The sequence below is a fragment of the Acinetobacter sp. WA-87 genome (assembly GCF_039938935.1).
Lineage (GTDB): Bacteria > Pseudomonadota > Gammaproteobacteria > Pseudomonadales > Moraxellaceae > Acinetobacter > Acinetobacter seifertii.
The window spans coordinates 166,388-187,140 of sequence record NZ_JBDUVF010000005.1 but is presented as its reverse complement, the minus strand read 5'-3'; the positions used below and the strand labels follow the sequence as shown (position 1 = coordinate 187,140).

Below are 20,753 nucleotides of genomic sequence, written 5' to 3'. Positions count from 1 at the left end.
CATCCAGAAAGTATAAAAACTCCTAAAAAAGCTAAACAAAAAAATTTCAATACATTGATTAATTTAAACATTTACATTCACCTCATAGTTACTAAAAATAAAAACATATACAGAACATTTTTTATACAAAGAACAGTTGAGTTGGTCAACAAAAGATCAAAGTGTGTAGTTTTTATATCGCTTTATTTTTAGATATATTTTTATAAGATTGAATTAAAATTCACTAATTTATAAGTCATTACTATATTTAAATAAAAATAGGGCGCTTAGTTTATAAAGCACCCTATTTACCAATAAATCAAAGAACATCAACCTTTAATATAAATTTTATTTGTTATAGGCAAAACACCCAATTTACTTTGTATTAAAGGGTTCCAAGTATCTTTATCCTTTAACTCATCCAATATATATAAAACAACTATTTTATTTCCTATAGAATAAAGATGACTATACTGTCTCTTCAACTTTTCATTCGTAAAGACTACTCCTTCATATATATCATCTTGATTATTATCTGAAATAATAGTTATCATTGCACCATCATCCACAAAAACATTTCCCTTACTAAGATCAGCTATTACACCACTTACAATATATGTTTCTATATTACCTTTTTTAATATTATCCCACCACTCACTTGTTCCATATAAACCATACACTCCACTTAAACCACTATTAGTAGTACTATCCAGAGTCAAAGCATGTGTAGACCTAATCTCATCTTTCCCATTTTTTTCCAACCATATTTTTAAATCAAAAATCAATTTATATCCTTGATCAATCAACGCACAATTCTCTATCATTTTATTTAATCTTTATCCATTTTATATTTTATAACGATCTAACTTATCTATGATTTTTTAAAAAATTATTGTATGCTTTCTCTCTTCCATCATAGAAAAACAAGTCATCAATTTTTTCCAACAAGTAAAAAACACCTATTATTTCTTTAAGCCCATTAAAAACAAGACCTTTTGAGTTAGATTTTAGCCCTAATGATAATTTTTCAATTAATGAAGAGTGGTTTTCACAATATGAAAATATTTTAATTAAAGAATGAATTTCTTCCTTACAAGGTATATCTACAGTAAGAGTAAGTAAAAAAGCTTTCATATAAAATAAAGTGTTCTTTTCAACTTCGGGAAAGCTAACGTATCCCGAAAAAATCCTCCTATTAACTCCACTTTGGTTATAAATAATATCATTTTCATTACCATTAGCAGAAAAAATAATATCTTTATTTAATTTAATATAACCCACGTAATTATAGGCTATAATATTAATTTCATCTTCACCCATATTAAACTCCTACAATCCATTAATATAAAATAATTTTAACCTTTATCCTTAATGTAAACTCTATTAAGTAATGGAGAAACGCCCAATATCTCTTCTACTACCCAATTACAAGTATCTTCCTCTTTTAACTTATCAAGAATATAAATGGATACTATCTCATTTCCAGCTTTGTAAAGCTCTTCACTAATAATTTTTTCTCTTTCATTAGTAAAAACTATATCTTGAAAAATTTCTTTATTCGTTCCATTTACTTTAATTGTAATCATTATATTCCCCTCTATAAAAGGATTTTCTTCATTAATCCCAACTATTACTCCTTTTACACAATAAGTTTCTATATTGCCATTTCTGATATTTTCCCACCATTCAGCTGTTGCATATAAACCTTTGTCACCCTTAAGCCCCATAGTTGTTCCCTTATCCAACGTAGTTTTCTGTATATTTTTGATATAATTTTTATCCATCAAGATTGAAGAAGATGATCTTAAATCAAATACCAACTTATACCCTTGCCCAAGTAGATTTATATCTTCTATTTTTATCATTTTAATATTCTCCTATTTCTTACTTATTATGCTGATTTTGCATAATTTATCATTTTAAAATTTACACCTGATACATTATTTATTATAAAAAAAATAGGACTTAATAAAAGCCCTATTTTTTTTAACCAATATGTTTAATCCTTCACTTCAGCCAACAACGTTTCAGCTGCAAGTTTTCCTAAATTATTAGAAGCAAGCGGACTATCGCCTGTTAATAATTTACGATCTCTATGACATTGTCCTGTAATGCCAGTGTTCAAAATCTTCACACCGAGTTTTTCAAGGTTCTCACCGACTAACCACGGTAAAGCTCCCGGCATATAACCGATATCAATATTTGCCCCCTTATCTAAGGAATCAGGGAATACACAAATTTGATAATCTTTAAAAATGTAATTCTCAGGTTGTTCATCTACTGCCGCAGCCAATAACGAAGCTGGACCATGACATAAAGTAATAATAAATTTATCTTGTTCAACTGCCCATTTCAGAACTTTTTTGACATCCAAGCTATGTGGAATCTTAGCTAAAACACCATGCCCACCCGGAATAAATACAGCTGCGTATGGTGAGTTTTTCCCCACTGCATTTTCTAAAATATCGGCAAGTTTTAGCGGATTTTTTAATTTATCTGCATATTTATGAAAAGTATCTAATACCACCTGCTCTTGCTTTGGCATTGCCCACATTTCAAGTTTGGCTGGATTACCGGAAAGTGTCGCAACGTCAATTTCAAAACCAGCATTATCTAAATGAAACATCGGCAAAAGCATTTCTACTGGATGGTTTCCGGTAGAAAAGAACTTACCGTTTTGCATCTGGATATAACGCTCATCGGTTGCAATCATCAAGACCTTTTTATTACCTGTATACGGCGTTGGGTAAGTCGTACCGTCGTAATCTGTTTTAGGCGAAGTATATTGGCTCAGTGAGTATGGTGATGGGAAGAATGCATTATCTTCTGCCAAATCTGGGGTCGGATTTTTATCATTTGATGCTGGGGTATTCATTGTTACCATCCTTTAGAATTGAAGAACGAAATAACAGCTTTAAGCCAGTTATTATTTCTTAGTACATGTATATTTAGATCAAGAAACTGGTGCAACACGCCAATAGAATTTGGCAATTTTTATATAGAAATAGGCACAATTAATAATTATAAATTTCAGTTTAGGCAAACATGACGTTCACCTAAACTATCACAGATTAAATTAAGTATTAATCTCTAAAACGATCTTTCCAATATGGTCACCTTGTTCCATACATGCATGGGCACTTTGTACATCTGAAAAATCATAGGTTTTATAGATTTGCGGTAAGCACTTGCCTTGCGCTAATAACGGCCACACATGTTCATGTAATGACTGAGCAATCTGGGCTTTTTCTTGGCTATTACGTGCTCGCATAGTTGAGCCAGTAATAGTTGCACGTTTTAAAATCAGTTTCTGCAAATCAAATTCTTTTGCAATTCGACCGCCCATAAAACCAATAATCACAAGTCGACCATCACGTTTTAATAGATTTAAGTTTTTCGAGAAATACGAACCACCCACAATATCTAAAATCACATCAACACCTTGGTCTTGGGTGTGTTTCAAAATTTCTTGCTCAAAATCTTGGGTTTTATAGTTAATTGCAGTCGTTAAGTTAGAAAGTGCTGCAACTTTATCTTCACTTCCAACTGTAGCAAAAGTTTTAATCCCTAAAGCATGGCAAATCGCTAAAGCTGTGGTCCCAATACCACTTGCACCACCATGAATCAGTACTGTTTCGTTTTCTTTTAAACGGCCGATATCAAACAGATTTGCCCAAACTGTAAAGAATGTTTCCGGAATCGCAGCAGCTTGTGTAAATGTTAGATTTTCAGGTATTGGCAATACTTGCGTTGCAGTAACAGCACAGTATTCTGCATAACCACCACCGTTGGTTAAAGCACAAACCTTGTCTCCAACTTTAAACTGTTGCACTTGGTCACCTACAGAAACCACGACCCCAGCGACTTCAAGACCTGGAATTTGCGTAACACCTTTAGGCATTGGGTATAAACCCATACGCTGCAATACGTCTGGACGGTTAATTCCAGCAGCTTTTACCTCAATTAACACTTCATCTGCTTGAGGTACTGGAACATCTGAATCTTGAAGTTTTAAGACCTCAGGTCCGCCGGGAACCGTAATTTCAACAATTTTCATGGTTGTTGGAAGACTCATTGATATGCTCCATGTTTGGTTTATATTTTAAATGTATTGATTTACTTTAATTCATTGAAGATTTAGGTGGAACTCCAAACAGCCGTTTGAACTCTCGACTAAACTGTGAAGCACTTACATACCCAACCTGATAGGCGGCTTCAGCAACACCCATTTGATTATTTAAGATTAAATCACGTGCCTTATGTAATCGAGTAATCTTAATGTACTGTAATGGAGAATAGTTGGTGACTTTCTTAAACGCTTGATGAAAAAGAGAGACGCTCATTCCCGCTTGTTTAGCAAGTTCCTGAACCGTTAAATTGTGATAATAATCTCTTTGAATAATTTCACAAATTGTATAAATCACACTATTTCGACTTATCATCGCCGAAAGATTTTCGATTAAATCACGACTACCTGCCTGCAAAACCCGATAAATGAGTTCTCGTTTTATCTGTTCTCCCAATATCGCAGTATCTTGTTTAGAACGAAGTAAATTCAACAAGCGTAAAGCAACCTCAGATATTACCGTGTTCATGTCTATAATATTTAAACCACAACTGAGCTTTATATCTCTTTTTTCAAGCTCATTTATAGATGGCTGCTGCTGTTTATCCATTTTAGTGGCTAAATCAGCCATCATTTGCGCTTCAAACTTAATCGCAATTGCCAGCATTGGTTCATTTTCAACCAACGTATCGCAGTCAAAAGGAATAGCAATCGAGATGAGTAAACACTGGCCTTGTTGAAACTGAAAAGTATCTTTCCCGATATAACCACGCTTTACACCTTGTATGACTAAAACAATTGAAGGCTCTTGTAATACAGCAACAGGTTGTGTGGAATGATCTACCCTCATAAGAGTGATATTTGAAATATAGGTAGGATATAGACCTTCTTGAGGAGCCAAATATAAAAAAGCCTCTACCAATTTTTTCATCAAATCATTCTGTTGCATTGCTTTATTTTTACGGGCTATTTAAGATTTACTATATCAATCAAACTAAAAGGGAAAAGTATTTCTTGGTAGTACTTTGTATAAATAAGCAAGTTAAAGCTATTTTTAGGCATAAAAAAACCTAGAAGATTCTAGGTTTTTTCACTTAGTCTGACTATTAAGCAGATAAGTTAAAGAACATTGATGCAATCAGAATAATTACACCGAGCACAATACGGTACCAAGCAAATACGCGTAGCGTATGGCGTTCAACAAAAAGTACCAGTGCCTTTACTACAAATAAAGCTGCAATAAATGCTGCAACGAAACCAACACCAATATTAATCATATTGTCTGAGGTCAACACATCAGCATTTTTAATTAAATCAAATGTTGCTGCACCTAACATGGTTGGCATCGCAAGGAAGAACGAAAACTCTGTTGCAGCTTTACGTGATAAACCTGCAAACATCCCGCCTACAATTGTCGCACCTGAACGTGAAGTCCCCGGAATCATCGCAACACACTGAGCAAGACCAACTAAAAGCGCCTGCTTAAACGTGATTTTTGTTGCATCTAATGTTTTATGCTCAAACTGTTTAGATTCAACCCAGAAAATAATCAGTGCACCAACAATGAGGGCAATCGCAACCACAATTGGGCTAAACAAAACACTTTTAATAAAATCGACGGCTAAAACGCCAATAATCACTGCTGGGAAAAAAGCAATTAATACACTAAAAGCGAAATGACGCGACTCTACATCGCCACTAAAGAAGCCTTTAATCAAGTTAATAATTTTTTGTCGATATAACCAGCACACTGCCAAAATAGCACCTAACTGGATCACTACTTCGAATACACGACCACCATCTGAATGGAAATCGATAATATGACCAAATAAAATCAAATGGCCAGTACTGGAAATAGGTAAAAATTCAGTTAAACCTTCAACAAATCCTAGAAATAGTGCTTTTATAACTTCAAAATTTTCCATCACTTGCTCAAAAAGTTAATCACTAGAAAGGTCTAAAAAGTTGTTTTATATCATGGATAAACCAATACTTTGGCCTAATTCATGTTCAATATCAGATCATTTCTAGCATTTTGGTTATTGCCTTTAATTAAAGGCCGATTATTTAAAGTGCAATAATGTATCACATCATTATGACAAACTTAGGTTAACTATCGTAAAAAGATAAAATCTAATCAAAAACAAATCGTCTTCTAGTTATAAATAAAAGCTCTTACACTCAGGCAAGCCAAGAAACCATCTTAAAACATCAAATAAACATGATATTATTTCAAGCATATGTCATTTATATTTAAAATTTAAACAGAATGAAAAATACTAAAATCAACGCACGTCATCTGATTATCGATCTCTTTCTTTCCTCTGCTTACTCTCAACTTACGATTAAACAAATTTTGGTGGCCGCCAAACTGTTTAACTTAAGTGAAAACGGTATTCGAGTTGCGACAACCCGTTTATTAAATGAAGGTATGATCGAAAGCGTAGAACGCGGAATCTATCAACTTTCACCTTCTACGAAAGATTGGGCAAAAGTAATTCTCAATCGTAAAAATGGTATTAAACAAACTAAAGAATGGCAGCAACATTATCTTGCTGTGTTTACAGGCACACTTGGCCGTATAGACCGAACTGCTCTTAAAAAGCGTGAACGTGTGCTGCGTCAATTTGGTTTTAAAGAATTAGAAACGGGTATTTACATCCGCCCAGACAATTTAGCTTATAGTTTTGAAAAAACCTGTGAAGAGCTTGTTTTGGCTGGACTAGAGAAAGAAGCAAAAATTTGTATTATTCAGCACTTCGAGCCATCAACGCTTAAGCAAATTTTTTCTTTATGGGATACCAAACAACTCGAAAAAAATTATGAAATGTATAGTCGAGATATCACACACTGGCTTGAAAACTATACTCACCTCTCCTTAAATGATGCAGCAGTTAAAGCCCTTCTTTTAGGTAGAGAAACGATTGCTTTACTCATGAATGATCCCCTATTACCAGCACCATTTGTAAGTGAGTCTGCGCGTAATCAATTTGCTCAAGATGTACAGCAGCTAGACGCGATCGGTCAAAAACTTTGGAAAAAAATATATGAACAAGAATTAAATCTATAGTCATCTGATTTATTTTTTTACAAACAAATATTTCACTTTTTAAATTTTTATAACTATATTTGTAATATAAGGTGTGGATACCAAACTCTAATTTGGGAGAATAAAAATGAATACACAGGTGAGTGTTACGGATCTATTTAGCAGAGAAGAAATACAAGAGCTTACCGAACCTTCAGATGCCTATGGTGCTTGGGCTGTTGCCAGCACATGGGCTGTTATTGGCGGAACATTCGCTAGCTTAATCATGATGTGGGATTACTTACCGAGTTGGGGTAAATTATTAGCATGTATGCTTGCCTTAGCAATCTTGGCGGGTCGTCAGTTATGTCTCGCAATTTTAATGCACGACGCGTCTCACAAAAGTCTATTCAAAAATAAGAAAATAAATGATTTTCTCGGTGAATGGCTATGCGCCCGCCCCATCTGGAATGATCTTCAAAAATATCGTATACACCATGTTCGTCACCATGCAAAAACGTCTACTCCAGATGACCCAGATCTTTCTTTAGTTGCTGGTTTTCCTGTCAGTAAAAAATCTCTAACTCGTAAATTCTTACGCGACTTAACAGGTATGACTGGCTTAAAGTTTAGCTTAGGTCGAGTTTTAATGGATCTGGATGTCATGAAATGGACTGTTGCCAATGACCAAATTTGGTTAGACCGCAGTCATAAAAATTTCGTTGACTATGCAAAGAGTATTGCAAAAAACAGTACGGGAGCTATTGCAACCAATCTGGCACTTTATGGTGTTCTAAAAGCATTTGGTCAGCAACGTTTTTATTGGTTATGGCCTCTGGCTTATTTAACCCCATTCCCACTTTTTTTACGTATTCGCTCTATGGCAGAACATGCTGGAATGCAAACCAGCAATACTGCTTTAACCAATACTCGAACAACCAAAGCTGGGTGGATCGCGAGAAGTTTTGTTGCACCAATCCACGTAAACTACCATATGGAACATCATTTAATGGCTTCAGTGCCATATTTTAAATTACCGCGTATGCACAAAGTATTAAGAGAACGAGGTCATGTTCCAGTCCCGCCTAGCTATTTTGAAGTGATTCGTTCACTTTCATCAAAACAAGAACCATCAACTTAATACATATTTAAAAGACCACTTTCAAATTTGTGGTCTTCTTGATTATTCACGTATCTCTAAATTTTTTAGTTTTAACTGAGTTTGATAATACTTCGGTGTCACTCCCATCCAGCGTTTAAATGCGCGAGTGAAATGGGATGTATCTGCATAACCTAAACTTAAAGCCACAGCTTCAATTGATATTGCACTATTTTCTAAAAGATCTTGTGCTTGCTGCTTTCGTGTTAGATCAACTAATACTGAAAAACTTGTATTTTCGGTTGCCAAATAACGCTGTAGGCTCCGCTCTGACATATTCATCATGTACGCGACTTGTTTAACTTTTAATATTTCTCCCTGATTATTGATCAATAATTTTTTAATTACGTGGCTAATTTCTACTTTCCATCCGCTGCGTAACTTCAATTTATCTATATCTTTTTTACACTGTGCTTCTAGTAAAGGCGCAAGCATAGGGTCGGCCGTTAGGATGGGCTGCGATAAATATTCTTTTGGAAAAATCCAGACATTCTGTTTTTCATTAAATAAACAATCTACACTCAATTCGGCTTTTAGTTTTGAAAAACCGACGGGTTCAGACATATTTAACTTAACGGTACCTAAAGAAGATAATCCTGTTAGATGCTTCGCGATTTGAACAAAACCTAATAATAAAAAAATAGTAGCATTTGGACTCAACCGAAAAACTTTCAAAGGCTGGCGTATAGACCAGTAAATATAATCTTGTTCTTGTTTTAACTCTGGCTTAAATGCATCACAACGTGATCCAATAAATTGTTCAAGTGTTTTAAGGGCTTCTTCTAAATTTGCACAGACCATGGCCGCCATACCTACCGAACCATAACAAGATGCTTTCATTTCCAAAGCCAAATAACCCGCTAATGCTGGCTCATGAGTGAGTTCAATAGCATGTTCAAGAAGTTTGTTTAAAGTATGAAACTCAACATACCAATAGGGTTTGGTTAATTGTTCTAATGTTACGCCACTTCCATCTAGAAGCTGATCTCCCGAGATATTCCAGCGCTTAACTATATCGACTAATAAATTAATATAAGTTCCAGGTAATTCTGGATTCATGCGTGATCCATTAGCAATCATAATTGTGGCGTCAAATGGTAAAAACTGTCAGTTCATGAACTATGCCATGTTCTTAAATTGATGCATAGTTGTTCAAAATGGAATCCAGTGATTCGCACTAGACAGCACAATTTCTGAAAAGAATACAGGTCACCTTATGAATATTTTGATCGTTCATGCTCATCCAGAGCCACAGTCTTTTACAACATCACTGAAAACGACAGCTCAGCAAACATTTAAAAAGTTGGGTCATCGTGTAGAAGTTTCTGACTTGTATGCAATGCAATTCAACCCTGTAGCTTCCAAAGAGGATTTTTTAGAACTCAATCAACCCGACTATTTTAATTACGCATTAGAACAACGTAATGCCGCCAAGCAAAACCTTTTAGCACCTGATATCCAAGCGGAAATTGAAAAAGTAAAACGAGCAGATTTGATTATTTTAAACTTCCCTCTTTACTGGACTTCTGTCCCAGCAATTTTAAAAGGATGGATTGATCGCGTATTCGTTTCAGGACTTTTTTATGGCGGAAAACGCTTTTATAACCATGGTGGTATGGCGGGTAAAAAAGCGATGCTCTGTTTAACACTGGGCGGTAGAACGCATATGTTTGGCGAGAACTCTATTCACGGACCAATAGAGCATTATCTATCACCTATTCAACGCGGTACCTTAGCTTATAGCGGTTTTGAAGTTCTTCCACCATTCATTGCCTATCATGTACCTTATATTAGCCAAGAAGAACGAGAAACCATTCTTGAGGACTATATAACGTACCTTACCCACCTCGATCAGCTTGAACCTTTAAAGTTTCCCAAACTTGAAGAATTTGATGAAAAGTTATATCCCCTTTAACGGTTTGTTTTAACTCTAAAACGGAATAATTGTATTCATACTTTTAATTTGGTTCATTCTTTGTATTTTAGACGGTTAAATTGATCTGATGAAAACACCTAAAAATTGATCGAATGGTAAAAAATAAATACTGATTTATGCTCTATTCTAAATAATATAAAATGGAATCAATAATATACACATGTAGAGAAACTAGACTTATCCAGTAAAAATGATAACCAATACTCACTTCATGATCAATCAACTCATATTTTTACAAAAAAATCTTTGACCATTTTTCTTGGATTTTTGACAAAAATGTCATAAATATATGGCTTATTACTAATAGATTAAAAATATAAATATCAATTATTTAAAATAGTTTAATAATGTAAAAATTTCTCCACATTTCATTCTTTATTGACTTTTTTTGTATAAAAAATGAGTACTCCCCAGTTCATATAACAGATTTACTCTTAGTGTAATTATGCTATTTTTGTTACATGGAGTTATCAAAGCTTTGAAACTTGTAATTAAAAGCTTTGAAGGCAACACAGTTTAAACGGTTTAACTCTGTTACTTTTAAAAAAATGTCTTGAAGTTCAAGGAAAGATTAAAATGAAATTAAAACATCTGAGCACTGCAATGATTTTGGCAACGCTGCCTGCAACTGGGGTTTTCGCAGCAGCTTTGGATCGCTCTGGACAGTCAATGTCTGCATTCTTACAACCAGGTAATTACTTTGAAGCAGGTATTTCTGTTTTAGACCCAACTGTAGAGGGTAAAGAAGCAGGATCAAGCGCAACTCGTCGTAATATTGACGATATGGGTAATGATTACTACTTCCCAAGTGCTGCATTAAAACTACAACTCAATGATAAATTCTCTTTCGGTCTACTATATGACCAACCATTTGGAGCAGATGCAGAATATTCAGGTAACAACGTATTCGTTTCGAATCCAGGCACTGATACTATTTTAAGTCAAAAGGCATTAAGTGACTTAGCAACCAGCTCAATTAATAAGTTAGTTCAAGCATCTGGATCAGCATTTACACCAGCTCTTATAGCTGTGACGAATGCTACTGGTGGTGATCCTACAAAACCAACTCAAACAGAGATCTTAGGCGCGTTACAACAAGTTGCTAAAGGTGGAAATACAACTGTAGGTGCAGGACTAACAGCTCTACAAAACACCCAAAATGCTATTAATGCTGCAAACAATTATTTAGGTCGTGGTGGCACTAAAGTTAAAGTTGATACTCAAAACTTATCTTTTGTATTTGGTTATCAACCAACTAAAAACTTCAACTTCTATGCAGGTCCTGTATTACAAACAGTTAAAGGTAATGTAAGTTTACGTGGTCAAGCTTATAGCCTTTATAATGGCTATGATGCGAATATTAAAGAGACTACAGGCGCTGGTTGGCTAGTAGGTGCAGCTTATCAAATTCCTGAAATTGCCCTTAAAGCGTCTGTAACTTATCGCTCTGAAATTGACCATAAAGTGAATATTAATGAAAATTTATCTATATTAAATTTCCCAGGTCTTACTTCAGTACTTGCTGGTTTGGATGTCCCAGCATCTAAACTTCAGGCAATTAATACTGAAGGCAAAACTACCATTACAACGCCACAGTCTGTTAACCTTGATCTCCAAACAGGGATCATGGCGGATACAGTTGCATTTGCTAACGTACGTTGGGTGAACTGGAAAGATTTCTCAATTCAACCATATAAATTTGGTAAAGTTTCAGAAGCTGTAGGTAATCTTGTTGGTCGTCCGAACGGTTTTAATTTAGTTGAATATTCTGATGATCAATGGTCTGTTAATGCTGGTGTAGGTCGTAAGCTTAATGAAAAATGGGCAGGTAATGTCTCTGTAGGTTGGGACTCTGGTGCAGGTAACCCTGTGACTACATTAGGCCCAACAGAAGGTTACTGGAACGTAGGTTTAGGTGTTCAATATAGCCCTACTCCACAAACCTTCATTGCTGGTGGTGTAAAATACTTCTGGTTGGGTGATGCTAAAGCACAAACCGGTGCACAAGCTGGTACGGATCAATATGTTGCTGAGTTCTCTGACAACAATGCCATCGCTTATGGCTTAAAACTTGGTTATAAATTCTAAGTTTAAAAAATTATTACATATAAAAAAGGCGCTTAAAGCGCCTTTTTTTATTGTCCATTCTTAAGCAGGAATATTACGCTGCGAAACTGAACGGATTGCTTCTTTTAATGCATCATAGCCATGAATTGCTGGGAACTGAGGGAACTCAGCAATCACATTTGCAGGTGCATCAAATAAGAAGCCATGATCAGCTTCACCAAGCATGGTTGTGTCGTTATATGAATCCCCTGCCGCGATTACACGGAAATTTAAACCGTGAAGTGCTTTAACTGACTCACGTTTTTGATCTGGTTGACGTAGTTTATAAGCGGTGATCATTCCTTCTTCATCTGTCTCTAACTTATGACAGAAAATTGTTGGCCACCCTAATTGCTTCATTAAAGGATGAGCAAACTCATAGAAGGTATCTGACAAGATCACAAGTTGGAAATGAGTACTTACCCATTCAACAAACTCTTTGGCACCTGGTAATGGCCCCATCTCAGCAATCACTTCTTGAATGTCATTTAGGCCTAAACCATGTTGTTTTAAGATATTCAGACGCTGAGTCATTAAAACATCATAATCCGGAATATCACGAGTTGTTGCTTCTAGTTCTTTAATCCCTGTTTTTTTTGCGAAATTGATCCAGATTTCAGGAACTAAAACCCCTTCAAGATCTAGGCATACGATTTCCATGAATGCTTCCAACGTTGGTTAAAAATTGCTGTATCATACCATTAAGATTTTCAGTTTTGCGTTGTTATTGATCAAATCAATTTTATTCATAAGGATTGAAATTAAAGTGCTAAGCAATTTATTTACTATCATTTAGAATATTTTTCATAACTCAATGCGCCCAAGCCTTTTGCCAGGAACACCCATGACCGTTATTCCGACTATTGATATTGTTGATGCTCTCGCAGCTGAATATGCAGCTAAAAGCCCACGCGAGATCTTAGAACTTGCATTAAGCCAACAAGGTGAAATCGCAATTTCATTCTCAGGTGCAGAAGACGTCGTCTTAATTGATATGGCTTCACGTTTAGGCAAACCTTTCCGTGTTTTTAGCCTTGATACCGGACGCTTGCATGCTGAAACATATCAATTTATTGAAACAGTTCGTAAGCATTACAATATTAATATCGAAATTTGCTTTCCTGAATCTGAAGCTGTGCAAAGCATGGTAAATGAAAAAGGCTTATTTAGCTTCTTTAAAGATGGACACCAAGAATGCTGTGGTATTCGAAAAGTTCAGCCTTTACGTAAGAAACTTGCAACTTTAGATGGCTGGATTACAGGCCAACGTAAAGATCAAAGTCCGGGTACACGTACCGAAATTCCTGTCGTACAAGCTGACGCAGGTTTCTCTGGTCCAGACAAACAACTCATTAAATATAATCCGCTTGCGAACTGGTCTAGCGCCGAAGTATGGAGTTATATCCGTATGATGGAAATTCCATATAACCCTCTACACGAGCGTGGTTTTGTTTCTATTGGCTGTGAACCATGTACTCGTCCAGTACTTCCAAACCAACATGAACGTGAAGGACGTTGGTGGTGGGAAGAAGCAACACAAAAAGAATGTGGCTTACATGCAGGCAACTTAAAAAAATAGTCTGGTATAAAAAAACCACTGATGAATCAGTGGTTTTTTTTACAGTTATATCTCGTACACAAAGTCATATTTAATCTGTAATAAACGCTATATACTAAATTTTACGGTTCTATAATTCTAATAAGAGCTCAGTTAAGGGCTTCTTAGAAAAAAGCATGAGGCACAACAAGTTATGCGTCCATTACACCCTATTGATTTTATTTTTCTATCACTAGAAAAAAGACAACAACCGATGCATGTTGGCGGATTGTTTTTATTTGAAATTCCTGAAAATGCCCCTGAAACTTTTGTTCGTGATTTAGTAGAAGAAATTCGCCAATCAAAAAGTATTCCTGTACCACCCTTTAATAACCGTTTAAATGGTTTATTTTGGGATGAAGACGAAGAGTTCGATATCGATCACCATTTCCGCCATATTGCTCTGCCTCATCCTGGTCGAATCCGTGAGTTACTGGTTTATATTTCGCAGCAGCATAGTTCTTTAATTGACCGAGCAAAACCGCTTTGGACGTGCGACATTATTGAAGGAATCGAAGGTAATCGTTTCGCGATGTACTTTAAGATTCATCATGCCATGGTAGATGGCGTTGCAGGTATGCGCTTAATTGAAAAGTCTCTATCCAAGACCCCACAAGAAAAACATGTAGTTCCCCTTTGGTGTGTAGAAAGTAAAAGAACAAAGCGCTTAAAAGTGCCAAAACCAAGTACCAGTAAAATCAAAAGTATTTTGGGAGGCATCAAGTCACAACTTGAAGTTACACCTAAAGTCATGCATGAGTTATCACAAACCATTTTTAAAGAAATGGGGAAAAATCCCGACTATGTATCGACTTTTCAAGCTCCAGTTTCAATTTTAAATCAGCGTGTAAGTGCTTCACGTCGCTTTGCCGCCCAATCATTTGAATTAAGCCGCCTTAGAAAGATTTCTAAAGCACTTGGTGTGACCATTAATGACGTCGTGCTTGCTGTGTGTTCGGGTGCGCTTCGTGAATACCTGATTAGTCATAACAGTTTGCCTAAAAAGCCTCTTATTGCCATGGTCCCTGCTTCACTACGCACAGATGATTCTGACGTGAGTAACCGCATTACGATGATTCTAGCGAATTTGGGGACTCATAAAGACCAGCCTCTAGAACGACTCGAAATCATTCGACGTAGTATGCAAAATTCGAAGCAGCGCTTTAGCCGCATGACTGCAAATGAGATTTTAAACTATAGTGCTGTGGTTTATGGTCCAGCAGGTCTAAACATCATGTCTGGGATGCTTCCTAAGCGCCAAGCGTTTAATTTAGTGATTTCTAATGTACCAGGTCCACGTGAGCCACTTTATTGGAATGGTGCGAAATTAGATGCGCTTTACCCAGCTTCTATTGTCATGGACGGGCAAGCACTCAATATTACGATGACGAGCTATTTAGATAAGCTTGAAGTAGGTTTAACCGCATGTCGAAATGCTTTACCTAAAATGCAAAACCTTCTAACTCATCTTGAAGACGAGATTCAACGTTTTGAAGAGATTATTGAAGAGAAACAACTAAAACATCATTCGGTTGGTTAAGAAAAACTAAGGGGCTTTGAAATGGCCCCTTATTTTTTAATTGTGCGGCACTGATTAAGTAACTGATGACATACTGAACGAATCATTGCAGTTGTGATCGGTACTTCTTTACCTTGGTCATTCAACATATAGCAGCTATTTACTGGCGTGCTTTCTAAAACATGTTTAAGACCGTTGCTAATTAAGTTTTCACTTACATTCATGGGTTATACCTCTTATTGTTTGCTAAGACGTTTTAAATAGGGAGAACGTCTAGGGCTACTGTATGTAAGTAGTATTTAAAATTCATGAATGAAAGTAAAATTTCAGTTGTAACAAGGATTAAGCGATATCTTGTTACAACTTTAACTTAAAATGATATCGTATTGCTCTTGCGTATATAAATTTTCGACCTGAAATTTAATAACTCTGTTGATAAAATGCTCTAAATCAGCCACTGCTGGGGCTTCTGCAGTTAATAATCGGTCAATCACCGATGGATGCGCAACAACAGTAAAGCCACTCGTAGACTCGAAAGCACGGGTATAACGTAATATCTCACGAAATATTTCGTAACATACTGTCTCTGCTGTTTTGACAAAACCACGTCCTTGACACGTTGGACACGACTCACATAACAAGTGCTCGAGTGATTCTCGTGTCCGTTTACGCGTCATTTCTACCAAACCAAGTTCAGATACCTGAGTAATTTTGGTTTTCGCATGATCGCGTTCAAGCATTTTTTCAAATTGACGCATCACCTCTTCACGGTGAATGGCTTCTTGCATGTCAATAAAATCAATAATGATGATACCGCCCAGATTTCTTAGTCTGAGCTGACGTGCAATAACCTGAGTCGCTTCCATATTCGTCTTAAAGACTGTGTCTTCAAGACTACGACCACCGACATAAGAACCAGTATTCACATCAATGGTAGTCATGGCTTCAGTCTGGTCAATCATTAGATAACCACCAGACTTTAGAGCAACACGGGTTTGTAACGCTTTTTGAATATCTTCTTCAACGTTATAAAGATCGAATAATGGGCGTTCACCTGGATAATGAATCAAGCGACTTTGCATATTCGGTACAAACTCATCTACAAATTCACGGAGTTTTCCATGAATCTCTCTCGAGTCGACATAAATTTTTGCAGTTTCTTCACTTGCTAAATCACGAATAATTCGTTGTGGTAGCGGTAATTCTTCAAAAATTAAGGAAGGTACTGCAACGTCAACTTGCTTACGCTGAATGTATTCCCATAGCTTACTGAGGTAACACATATCCTGCGCAATCTCAGCATCATCTACGCCTTCAGCAGCAGTACGTACAATCACACTCCCCGGTAGATTGTGCTCTGCCTGAATACCTTCGATGATATTACGTAAGCGCTCACGTTCTTCTTCTGACTCAATACGCTGAGAAACCCCGATATGATTACCATATGGCATGAGAACTAAATAGCGAGAAGGAATTGAAAGATCAGTACTCAGGCGGGCGCCTTTTGTACCCAACATATCTTTCATAACCTGAACGGTAAGCGTTTGTCCTGGATGAAGTAATTCAAAAACGTTAGGTGTTGGTTGAGAACGAGGCCAAACCATATCATTAATATGTAAAAAGGCTGTTCTAGATAAACCGATATCAACAAAAGCCGCTTGCATACCAGGCAGTACACGAACAACTTTACCTTTGTAGATATTACCGACCAAACCACGTTTAACTGTACGTTCTACATACAGCTCATTAACAGTTCCATTTTCAATTAATGCCACCCGACACTCCATAGGCGTGACATTAATAAGTAGTTCTTCTGACATACATAAACTCAAAGCATTATAAAATTTTTATTAAAGAGTCAGAGAGACTGTTAACGTAGCTTTGTCCACTATTCATCGACAATGCAATTCAATCAAGAATTATCAACAACCCCTTATGTCTTCACTCTTTTGAATAACTGTGAAAATTCGTACAAAGGAAGTCCTACCACATTACTATAACTTCCTTGAATTTTGGGAATATATTGCGAAGCAATTCCTTGAATTGCATACGCACCGGCCTTCCCTACAGGTTCTCCTGTGGCCCAATAGTCTTCCATATCTTGTGTAGTTAGAGCAGCAAACTCAACTTGTGTTTGCACCACCTGACTCAAGATTTGTTGCTGCGTAGCAATACAAATTCCAGAAAACACATCATGCCAACGGCCAGATAATTGTTTCCAAATTTCAAAGGCATGCTGTTTTGAGTCAGGTTTACCAATAATCTGACCATCAAGCCCAAGACTTGTATCGGCAGCAATAACCACGGCATCTGGAAAAATATTTAATACGGCTTGGGCTTTTTCTCTAGCTAAACGCTCAACATATTGATGAACCAGCTCACCGTCATGAACAGATTCATCGATATCAGGGCTATAAATTTCAAAATCTAAACCCAACTGCTGCAACAGCTCTCTCCGACGCGGAGAACTGGAAGCTAAAACTAAATGCGCCATTTTGCTAAACAATAATAAACTACTGGCCAAGTTAGAACACTGGTCATTAATGGTTGCCAATGGCGAGCAATTGAGAAGTGAGTACCTCCCATAGTTTGGGTCACCCACATAAAGGCTAAATGAGCAATAATAACCAAAGTGGCAATTGTCCATAAATTACCGAAAGTCAAAATACGGCGCTCGCGTATTAAAAACCGGGTAACAAAGGTAACAATAACAAAGCTCAGTGCATTTAGTCCTAATGGAGCATCAAGTAGCAAGTCTGTAAAAAGCCCCATACCAAATGCAAACCATACTCCACACCATGTTGGTTGGCAAACGACCCAAAACAACATGATCATAAGCATGAACAATGGTCGCCAGCCAGAAATATCGTAGGACAATGGGTAAACCATGAGTACTGAACCCACGATTACAGAGAGTATAATTACCCATAATGGATCATTACGCTTCTCACGTTTCAATTTAGCGATCGGCATATGGCTGCTCCTTCGCTAATGAGTCTGAGAAAAGTACAATAACATGATGCCCCGTAGCGAGCTGAGCAGCTGGAGTAATATCAATTTCCGCAAACTCACCTGAATTATGACGGCGAATTTTAGCTACTGTACCCACTGCGTAACCTGCTGGAAAATGCTCACCTAAGCCAGAACTCAAGACTTTATCGCCAACCTGAATATTTGCACTGGTTGGAACATATTCCATTTTCAAGCGACCTAAATCGCCAGTACCAGAAACAATCGCCCGCATACCTGTACGCTCTAGACGAACAGATAGTGAATGCTCTTTATCAGAAAGTAACATCACACGTGAACTATGAGGATACACATTAATGATTTGCCCCATAATCCCTTTATCATCCAGAACCGTTTGACCAACCTTGAGATGATCCATTGAACCACGGTTAATAATGATGATATGACGCAGCGGATCTGCATCTGTTCCAATTACTTCAGCAATTTCCATACGACCATCAATAATTAATGGTGTATCAAGTAAGCCTCGTAATCGGGTATTTTCAGCAGACAGTTCTGACAGCTTCTGCAAACGAACCTGAGCCTGTAACAGCTCAGCCTGCATTGCAGTGTTTTCACGGCGCAGTTGTGTTTCAGATTTAGTTTGTTGATTCAGCCATTCTCTCGACAGTACCGGATAACTTGCAAGCGCATAAATTGGGTTATATGCAGCGTACAAGACATCCCTTGCTGGCTGAATTACATAAGGCATACGCCAATCAAAGAAAAGCACAACCAAGCATGTAATGACCGCAATAATGAACGAGCGGAAAGATGGCGGCTGTCTTGAAAAAATATTCGGTTGCACCGCCTAATCCTTAAACTTAACCGACGAAAAGCATGTCATGGTTCGGGTTGTCGAAGAATTCTAATACTTTACCACCACCACGGGTTACACAAGTAAGAGGATCTTCAGCCACAACAACTGGTAAACCAGTTTCTTGAGCTAATAATTTGTCGAGGTTACGAAGTAACGCACCGCCACCTGTCAACACAATACCGCGCTCAGCGATATCTGAAGAAAGTTCAGGAGGAGTTTGTTCAAGAGCTGATTTCACCGCGCTTACAATGCTTTGTAATGGGTCAGAAATCGCTTGAGTAATTTCGTCAGAAGTTACAGTAATTGCACGAGGCACACCTTCTGCAAGGTTACGACCACGTACTTCAATTTCTAATGTCGTACCATCAGAAACAGCCATACCTACTTCTTTCTTAATAATTTCAGCTGTGGTTTCACCAATTACGCAACCGTGAGCTTTACGAACATAATTAATGATTTGCTCATCAAATACATCGCCACCAATACGTAAAGAATCAGCATAGACACAACCTTGCAATGAAATAATTGCAATTTCAGTTGTACCACCACCAACATCCACAACCATAGAACCACATGCTTGTTCAACTGGCATACCAGCACCAATTGCAGCCGCCATCGGCTCTTCAATTAAGCGCACATCACGGGCACCCGCATTAAATACGGCTTCACGAATCGCACGACGCTCGACCAAAGTTGATTTACATGGTACACATACAACTACACGAGGTGCAGGTGGGAACAAACGTTTTTCGTGAACTTTACCAATGAACTGATTCAGCATGGTTTCAGTCACTTCAAAGTCTGCAATTACACCGTCTTTCATCGGACGAATTGCAGAAATATTTGCAGGCGTACGGCCTAACATTTGTTTCGCATCCAGCCCTACAGCAGCAACAATTTTTTGTGAACCACTGTGACGAATTGCCACAACTGTTGGTTCATTTAATATAATGCCGCGGCCTGGTGCATAAATAAGTGTATTTGCTGTACCTAAATCAATGGCTAGATCCGGCGAAAACAAGCCAATTAGTCGTTTTAGAATCACGGTTCGTTCTCAGTTAAACTTTCATGTGGATGCAAGGTGGCAACTTTAAACTAAATGTGATGATTTGAACAAGTCAATCGCTTATTATAACGCACGATATTTTGAAAATTTTTAATACTGATTAGGTGATGTTATGTCTACATCGGATGCACAGCATTCAGCAGATTTAAATGCACAAACAGTTTCAGCAATCGCCAATCTTGCTCGATTGTCGCTCAATGATACGCAATCTGCTGAATATGCTCAAAGTCTAAATAAAATTTTAGGCATGATGGAAACCTTAAAAGGCATTGATACGGAAGGCGTAGAACCTTTGAAGAGTCCTTTTGACAATCCTCAACCTTTACGTGCTGATGTGGTAACTGAAAGTAATCATCGAGATGAATACCAAGCTGTTGCACCTGCAACTCAAGATGGTTTGTATCTTGTTCCTCGCGTGATTGAATAACTTTTAGTCAATTAATCCATCTTCCCAATTTTGAATGTAAA

Annotated in this window: 22 protein-coding genes; 7 read left to right on the top strand and 15 right to left on the bottom strand. The window is 37.1% G+C overall.

The window, feature by feature from the left end:
- Nucleotides 1-308: 308 nt before the first annotated feature.
- From ABFY81_RS15100 to ABFY81_RS15070, 7 genes are all read right to left on the bottom strand, one after another.
- Complete coding sequence (locus ABFY81_RS15100) at nt 309-803, bottom strand: hypothetical protein (RefSeq protein WP_347914084.1); 495 nt, start codon at nt 801-803, stop codon at nt 309-311.
- Nucleotides 804-846: 43 nt separating this feature from the next.
- Nucleotides 847-1,299: a hypothetical protein gene (locus ABFY81_RS15095; RefSeq protein WP_347914083.1), complete on the bottom strand. Its 453-nt coding sequence runs from the start codon at nt 1,297-1,299 to the stop codon at nt 847-849.
- Between the two features lie 35 nt (nt 1,300-1,334).
- A complete protein-coding gene (locus ABFY81_RS15090) occupies nt 1,335-1,844 on the bottom strand; it encodes a hypothetical protein (protein ID WP_347914082.1) in 510 nt (169 codons plus the stop codon).
- A gap of 134 nt (nt 1,845-1,978) precedes the next feature.
- A complete protein-coding gene (gene hchA / locus ABFY81_RS15085) occupies nt 1,979-2,854 on the bottom strand; it encodes a glyoxalase III HchA (protein ID WP_077168683.1) in 876 nt (291 codons plus the stop codon).
- Nucleotides 2,855-3,055: 201 nt separating this feature from the next.
- Entirely contained in the window at nt 3,056-4,054 is a 999-nt protein-coding gene (locus tag ABFY81_RS15080; RefSeq protein ID WP_346791314.1) for an NAD(P)H-quinone oxidoreductase, read from the bottom strand.
- 46 nt (nt 4,055-4,100) lie between these two features.
- Nucleotides 4,101-4,994: an AraC family transcriptional regulator gene (locus ABFY81_RS15075; RefSeq protein WP_174724753.1), complete on the bottom strand. Its 894-nt coding sequence runs from the start codon at nt 4,992-4,994 to the stop codon at nt 4,101-4,103.
- 157 nt (nt 4,995-5,151) lie between these two features.
- The gene (locus tag ABFY81_RS15070; protein ID WP_049065376.1) at nt 5,152-5,970 is read right to left on the bottom strand and encodes an undecaprenyl-diphosphate phosphatase; all 819 of its coding nucleotides are present in this window, start codon (nt 5,968-5,970) and stop codon (nt 5,152-5,154) included.
- A 344-nt stretch (nt 5,971-6,314) separates the two neighbouring features.
- On the opposite strand from ABFY81_RS15070, the gene ABFY81_RS15065 reads away from it, so the two are divergent.
- Together ABFY81_RS15065 and ABFY81_RS15060 are read left to right on the top strand one after the other, a co-directional pair.
- Nucleotides 6,315-7,115, top strand: coding sequence for a PaaX family transcriptional regulator C-terminal domain-containing protein (locus ABFY81_RS15065; protein ID WP_151740114.1), 801 nt, complete (start codon nt 6,315-6,317; stop codon nt 7,113-7,115).
- Nucleotides 7,116-7,221: 106 nt separating this feature from the next.
- Nucleotides 7,222-8,214 carry a fatty acid desaturase family protein gene (locus ABFY81_RS15060; RefSeq protein WP_347914081.1) on the top strand — a complete coding sequence of 331 codons (993 nt, stop codon included), beginning with the start codon at nt 7,222-7,224 and terminating at the stop codon, nt 8,212-8,214.
- A 42-nt stretch (nt 8,215-8,256) separates the two neighbouring features.
- Here ABFY81_RS15060 and ABFY81_RS15055 read toward each other — a convergent pair whose 3' ends face one another.
- Nucleotides 8,257-9,291 (bottom strand): AraC family transcriptional regulator ligand-binding domain-containing protein, encoded by a 1,035-nt coding sequence (locus ABFY81_RS15055; protein ID WP_347914080.1) that lies wholly within the window; start codon nt 9,289-9,291, stop codon nt 8,257-8,259.
- Between the two features lie 157 nt (nt 9,292-9,448).
- On the opposite strand from ABFY81_RS15055, the gene ABFY81_RS15050 reads away from it, so the two are divergent.
- Together ABFY81_RS15050 and ABFY81_RS15045 are read left to right on the top strand one after the other, a co-directional pair.
- On the top strand, nt 9,449-10,147 hold the full coding sequence (locus ABFY81_RS15050; protein WP_347914079.1) for an NAD(P)H-dependent oxidoreductase: 699 nt from the start codon (nt 9,449-9,451) through the stop codon (nt 10,145-10,147).
- Nucleotides 10,148-10,744: 597 nt separating this feature from the next.
- Entirely contained in the window at nt 10,745-12,256 is a 1,512-nt protein-coding gene (locus ABFY81_RS15045; RefSeq protein WP_134263146.1) for an outer membrane protein transport protein, read from the top strand.
- A 60-nt stretch (nt 12,257-12,316) separates the two neighbouring features.
- Here the strand turns inward: ABFY81_RS15045 and thrH are convergent, their stop codons facing one another.
- Nucleotides 12,317-12,934: a bifunctional phosphoserine phosphatase/homoserine phosphotransferase ThrH gene (thrH, locus tag ABFY81_RS15040; protein WP_017400224.1), complete on the bottom strand. Its 618-nt coding sequence runs from the start codon at nt 12,932-12,934 to the stop codon at nt 12,317-12,319.
- Between the two features lie 184 nt (nt 12,935-13,118).
- Here thrH and ABFY81_RS15035 point away from each other — a divergent pair, with 184 nt between their 5' ends.
- Together ABFY81_RS15035 and ABFY81_RS15030 are read left to right on the top strand one after the other, a co-directional pair.
- Nucleotides 13,119-13,853 (top strand): phosphoadenylyl-sulfate reductase, encoded by a 735-nt coding sequence (locus ABFY81_RS15035; protein ID WP_019457225.1) that lies wholly within the window; start codon nt 13,119-13,121, stop codon nt 13,851-13,853.
- Nucleotides 13,854-14,025: 172 nt separating this feature from the next.
- A complete protein-coding gene (locus tag ABFY81_RS15030; RefSeq protein ID WP_039249986.1) occupies nt 14,026-15,411 on the top strand; it encodes a wax ester/triacylglycerol synthase family O-acyltransferase in 1,386 nt (461 codons plus the stop codon).
- A gap of 29 nt (nt 15,412-15,440) precedes the next feature.
- Here the strand turns inward: ABFY81_RS15030 and ABFY81_RS15025 are convergent, their stop codons facing one another.
- The 6 genes from ABFY81_RS15025 to ABFY81_RS15000 all read right to left on the bottom strand — a co-directional run bounded on the left by ABFY81_RS15025 (nt 15,441) and on the right by ABFY81_RS15000 (nt 20,264).
- The gene (locus tag ABFY81_RS15025) at nt 15,441-15,614 is read right to left on the bottom strand and encodes a PA1571 family protein (RefSeq protein ID WP_002116397.1); all 174 of its coding nucleotides are present in this window, start codon (nt 15,612-15,614) and stop codon (nt 15,441-15,443) included.
- Nucleotides 15,615-15,755: 141 nt separating this feature from the next.
- On the bottom strand, nt 15,756-17,210 hold the full coding sequence (gene rng / locus ABFY81_RS15020) for a ribonuclease G (protein WP_004705812.1): 1,455 nt from the start codon (nt 17,208-17,210) through the stop codon (nt 15,756-15,758).
- A gap of 113 nt (nt 17,211-17,323) precedes the next feature.
- Nucleotides 17,324-17,884: a Maf-like protein gene (locus ABFY81_RS15015; RefSeq protein WP_347914078.1), complete on the bottom strand. Its 561-nt coding sequence runs from the start codon at nt 17,882-17,884 to the stop codon at nt 17,324-17,326.
- Entirely contained in the window at nt 17,872-18,363 is a 492-nt protein-coding gene (gene mreD / locus ABFY81_RS15010; RefSeq protein ID WP_004705810.1) for a rod shape-determining protein MreD, read from the bottom strand. Before mreD ends, ABFY81_RS15015 begins: the two co-directional genes overlap by 13 nt.
- Nucleotides 18,350-19,207 carry a rod shape-determining protein MreC gene (gene mreC, locus ABFY81_RS15005; RefSeq protein ID WP_004705808.1) on the bottom strand — a complete coding sequence of 286 codons (858 nt, stop codon included), beginning with the start codon at nt 19,205-19,207 and terminating at the stop codon, nt 18,350-18,352. Before mreC ends, mreD begins: the two co-directional genes overlap by 14 nt.
- A 16-nt stretch (nt 19,208-19,223) precedes the next feature.
- Complete coding sequence (locus ABFY81_RS15000) at nt 19,224-20,264, bottom strand: rod shape-determining protein (protein WP_000601379.1); 1,041 nt, start codon at nt 20,262-20,264, stop codon at nt 19,224-19,226.
- Between the two features lie 133 nt (nt 20,265-20,397).
- Between ABFY81_RS15000 and gatC the strand changes: the two genes are divergently transcribed.
- Nucleotides 20,398-20,712, top strand: coding sequence for an Asp-tRNA(Asn)/Glu-tRNA(Gln) amidotransferase subunit GatC (gene gatC / locus ABFY81_RS14995; protein ID WP_000107699.1), 315 nt, complete (start codon nt 20,398-20,400; stop codon nt 20,710-20,712).
- Nucleotides 20,713-20,753 lie beyond the last annotated feature (41 nt).

Coding starts and splice junctions, on each gene's coding strand:
- ABFY81_RS15100 (WP_347914084.1), bottom strand. CDS start 803: ATGATAGAGAATTGTGCGTTGATTGATCAAGGATATAAATTGATTTTT.
- ABFY81_RS15095 (WP_347914083.1), bottom strand. CDS start 1,299: ATGGGTGAAGATGAAATTAATATTATAGCCTATAATTACGTGGGTTAT.
- ABFY81_RS15090 (WP_347914082.1), bottom strand. CDS start 1,844: ATGATAAAAATAGAAGATATAAATCTACTTGGGCAAGGGTATAAGTTG.
- hchA (WP_077168683.1), bottom strand. CDS start 2,854: ATGAATACCCCAGCATCAAATGATAAAAATCCGACCCCAGATTTGGCA.
- ABFY81_RS15080 (WP_346791314.1), bottom strand. CDS start 4,054: ATGAGTCTTCCAACAACCATGAAAATTGTTGAAATTACGGTTCCCGGC.
- ABFY81_RS15075 (WP_174724753.1), bottom strand. CDS start 4,994: ATGCAACAGAATGATTTGATGAAAAAATTGGTAGAGGCTTTTTTATAT.
- ABFY81_RS15070 (WP_049065376.1), bottom strand. CDS start 5,970: ATGGAAAATTTTGAAGTTATAAAAGCACTATTTCTAGGATTTGTTGAA.
- ABFY81_RS15065 (WP_151740114.1), top strand. CDS start 6,315: ATGAAAAATACTAAAATCAACGCACGTCATCTGATTATCGATCTCTTT.
- ABFY81_RS15060 (WP_347914081.1), top strand. CDS start 7,222: ATGAATACACAGGTGAGTGTTACGGATCTATTTAGCAGAGAAGAAATA.
- ABFY81_RS15055 (WP_347914080.1), bottom strand. CDS start 9,291: ATGAATCCAGAATTACCTGGAACTTATATTAATTTATTAGTCGATATA.
- ABFY81_RS15050 (WP_347914079.1), top strand. CDS start 9,449: ATGAATATTTTGATCGTTCATGCTCATCCAGAGCCACAGTCTTTTACA.
- ABFY81_RS15045 (WP_134263146.1), top strand. CDS start 10,745: ATGAAATTAAAACATCTGAGCACTGCAATGATTTTGGCAACGCTGCCT.
- thrH (WP_017400224.1), bottom strand. CDS start 12,934: ATGGAAATCGTATGCCTAGATCTTGAAGGGGTTTTAGTTCCTGAAATC.
- ABFY81_RS15035 (WP_019457225.1), top strand. CDS start 13,119: ATGACCGTTATTCCGACTATTGATATTGTTGATGCTCTCGCAGCTGAA.
- ABFY81_RS15030 (WP_039249986.1), top strand. CDS start 14,026: ATGCGTCCATTACACCCTATTGATTTTATTTTTCTATCACTAGAAAAA.
- ABFY81_RS15025 (WP_002116397.1), bottom strand. CDS start 15,614: ATGAATGTAAGTGAAAACTTAATTAGCAACGGTCTTAAACATGTTTTA.
- rng (WP_004705812.1), bottom strand. CDS start 17,210: ATGTCAGAAGAACTACTTATTAATGTCACGCCTATGGAGTGTCGGGTG.
- ABFY81_RS15015 (WP_347914078.1), bottom strand. CDS start 17,884: ATGGCGCATTTAGTTTTAGCTTCCAGTTCTCCGCGTCGGAGAGAGCTG.
- mreD (WP_004705810.1), bottom strand. CDS start 18,363: ATGCCGATCGCTAAATTGAAACGTGAGAAGCGTAATGATCCATTATGG.
- gatC (WP_000107699.1), top strand. CDS start 20,398: ATGTCTACATCGGATGCACAGCATTCAGCAGATTTAAATGCACAAACA.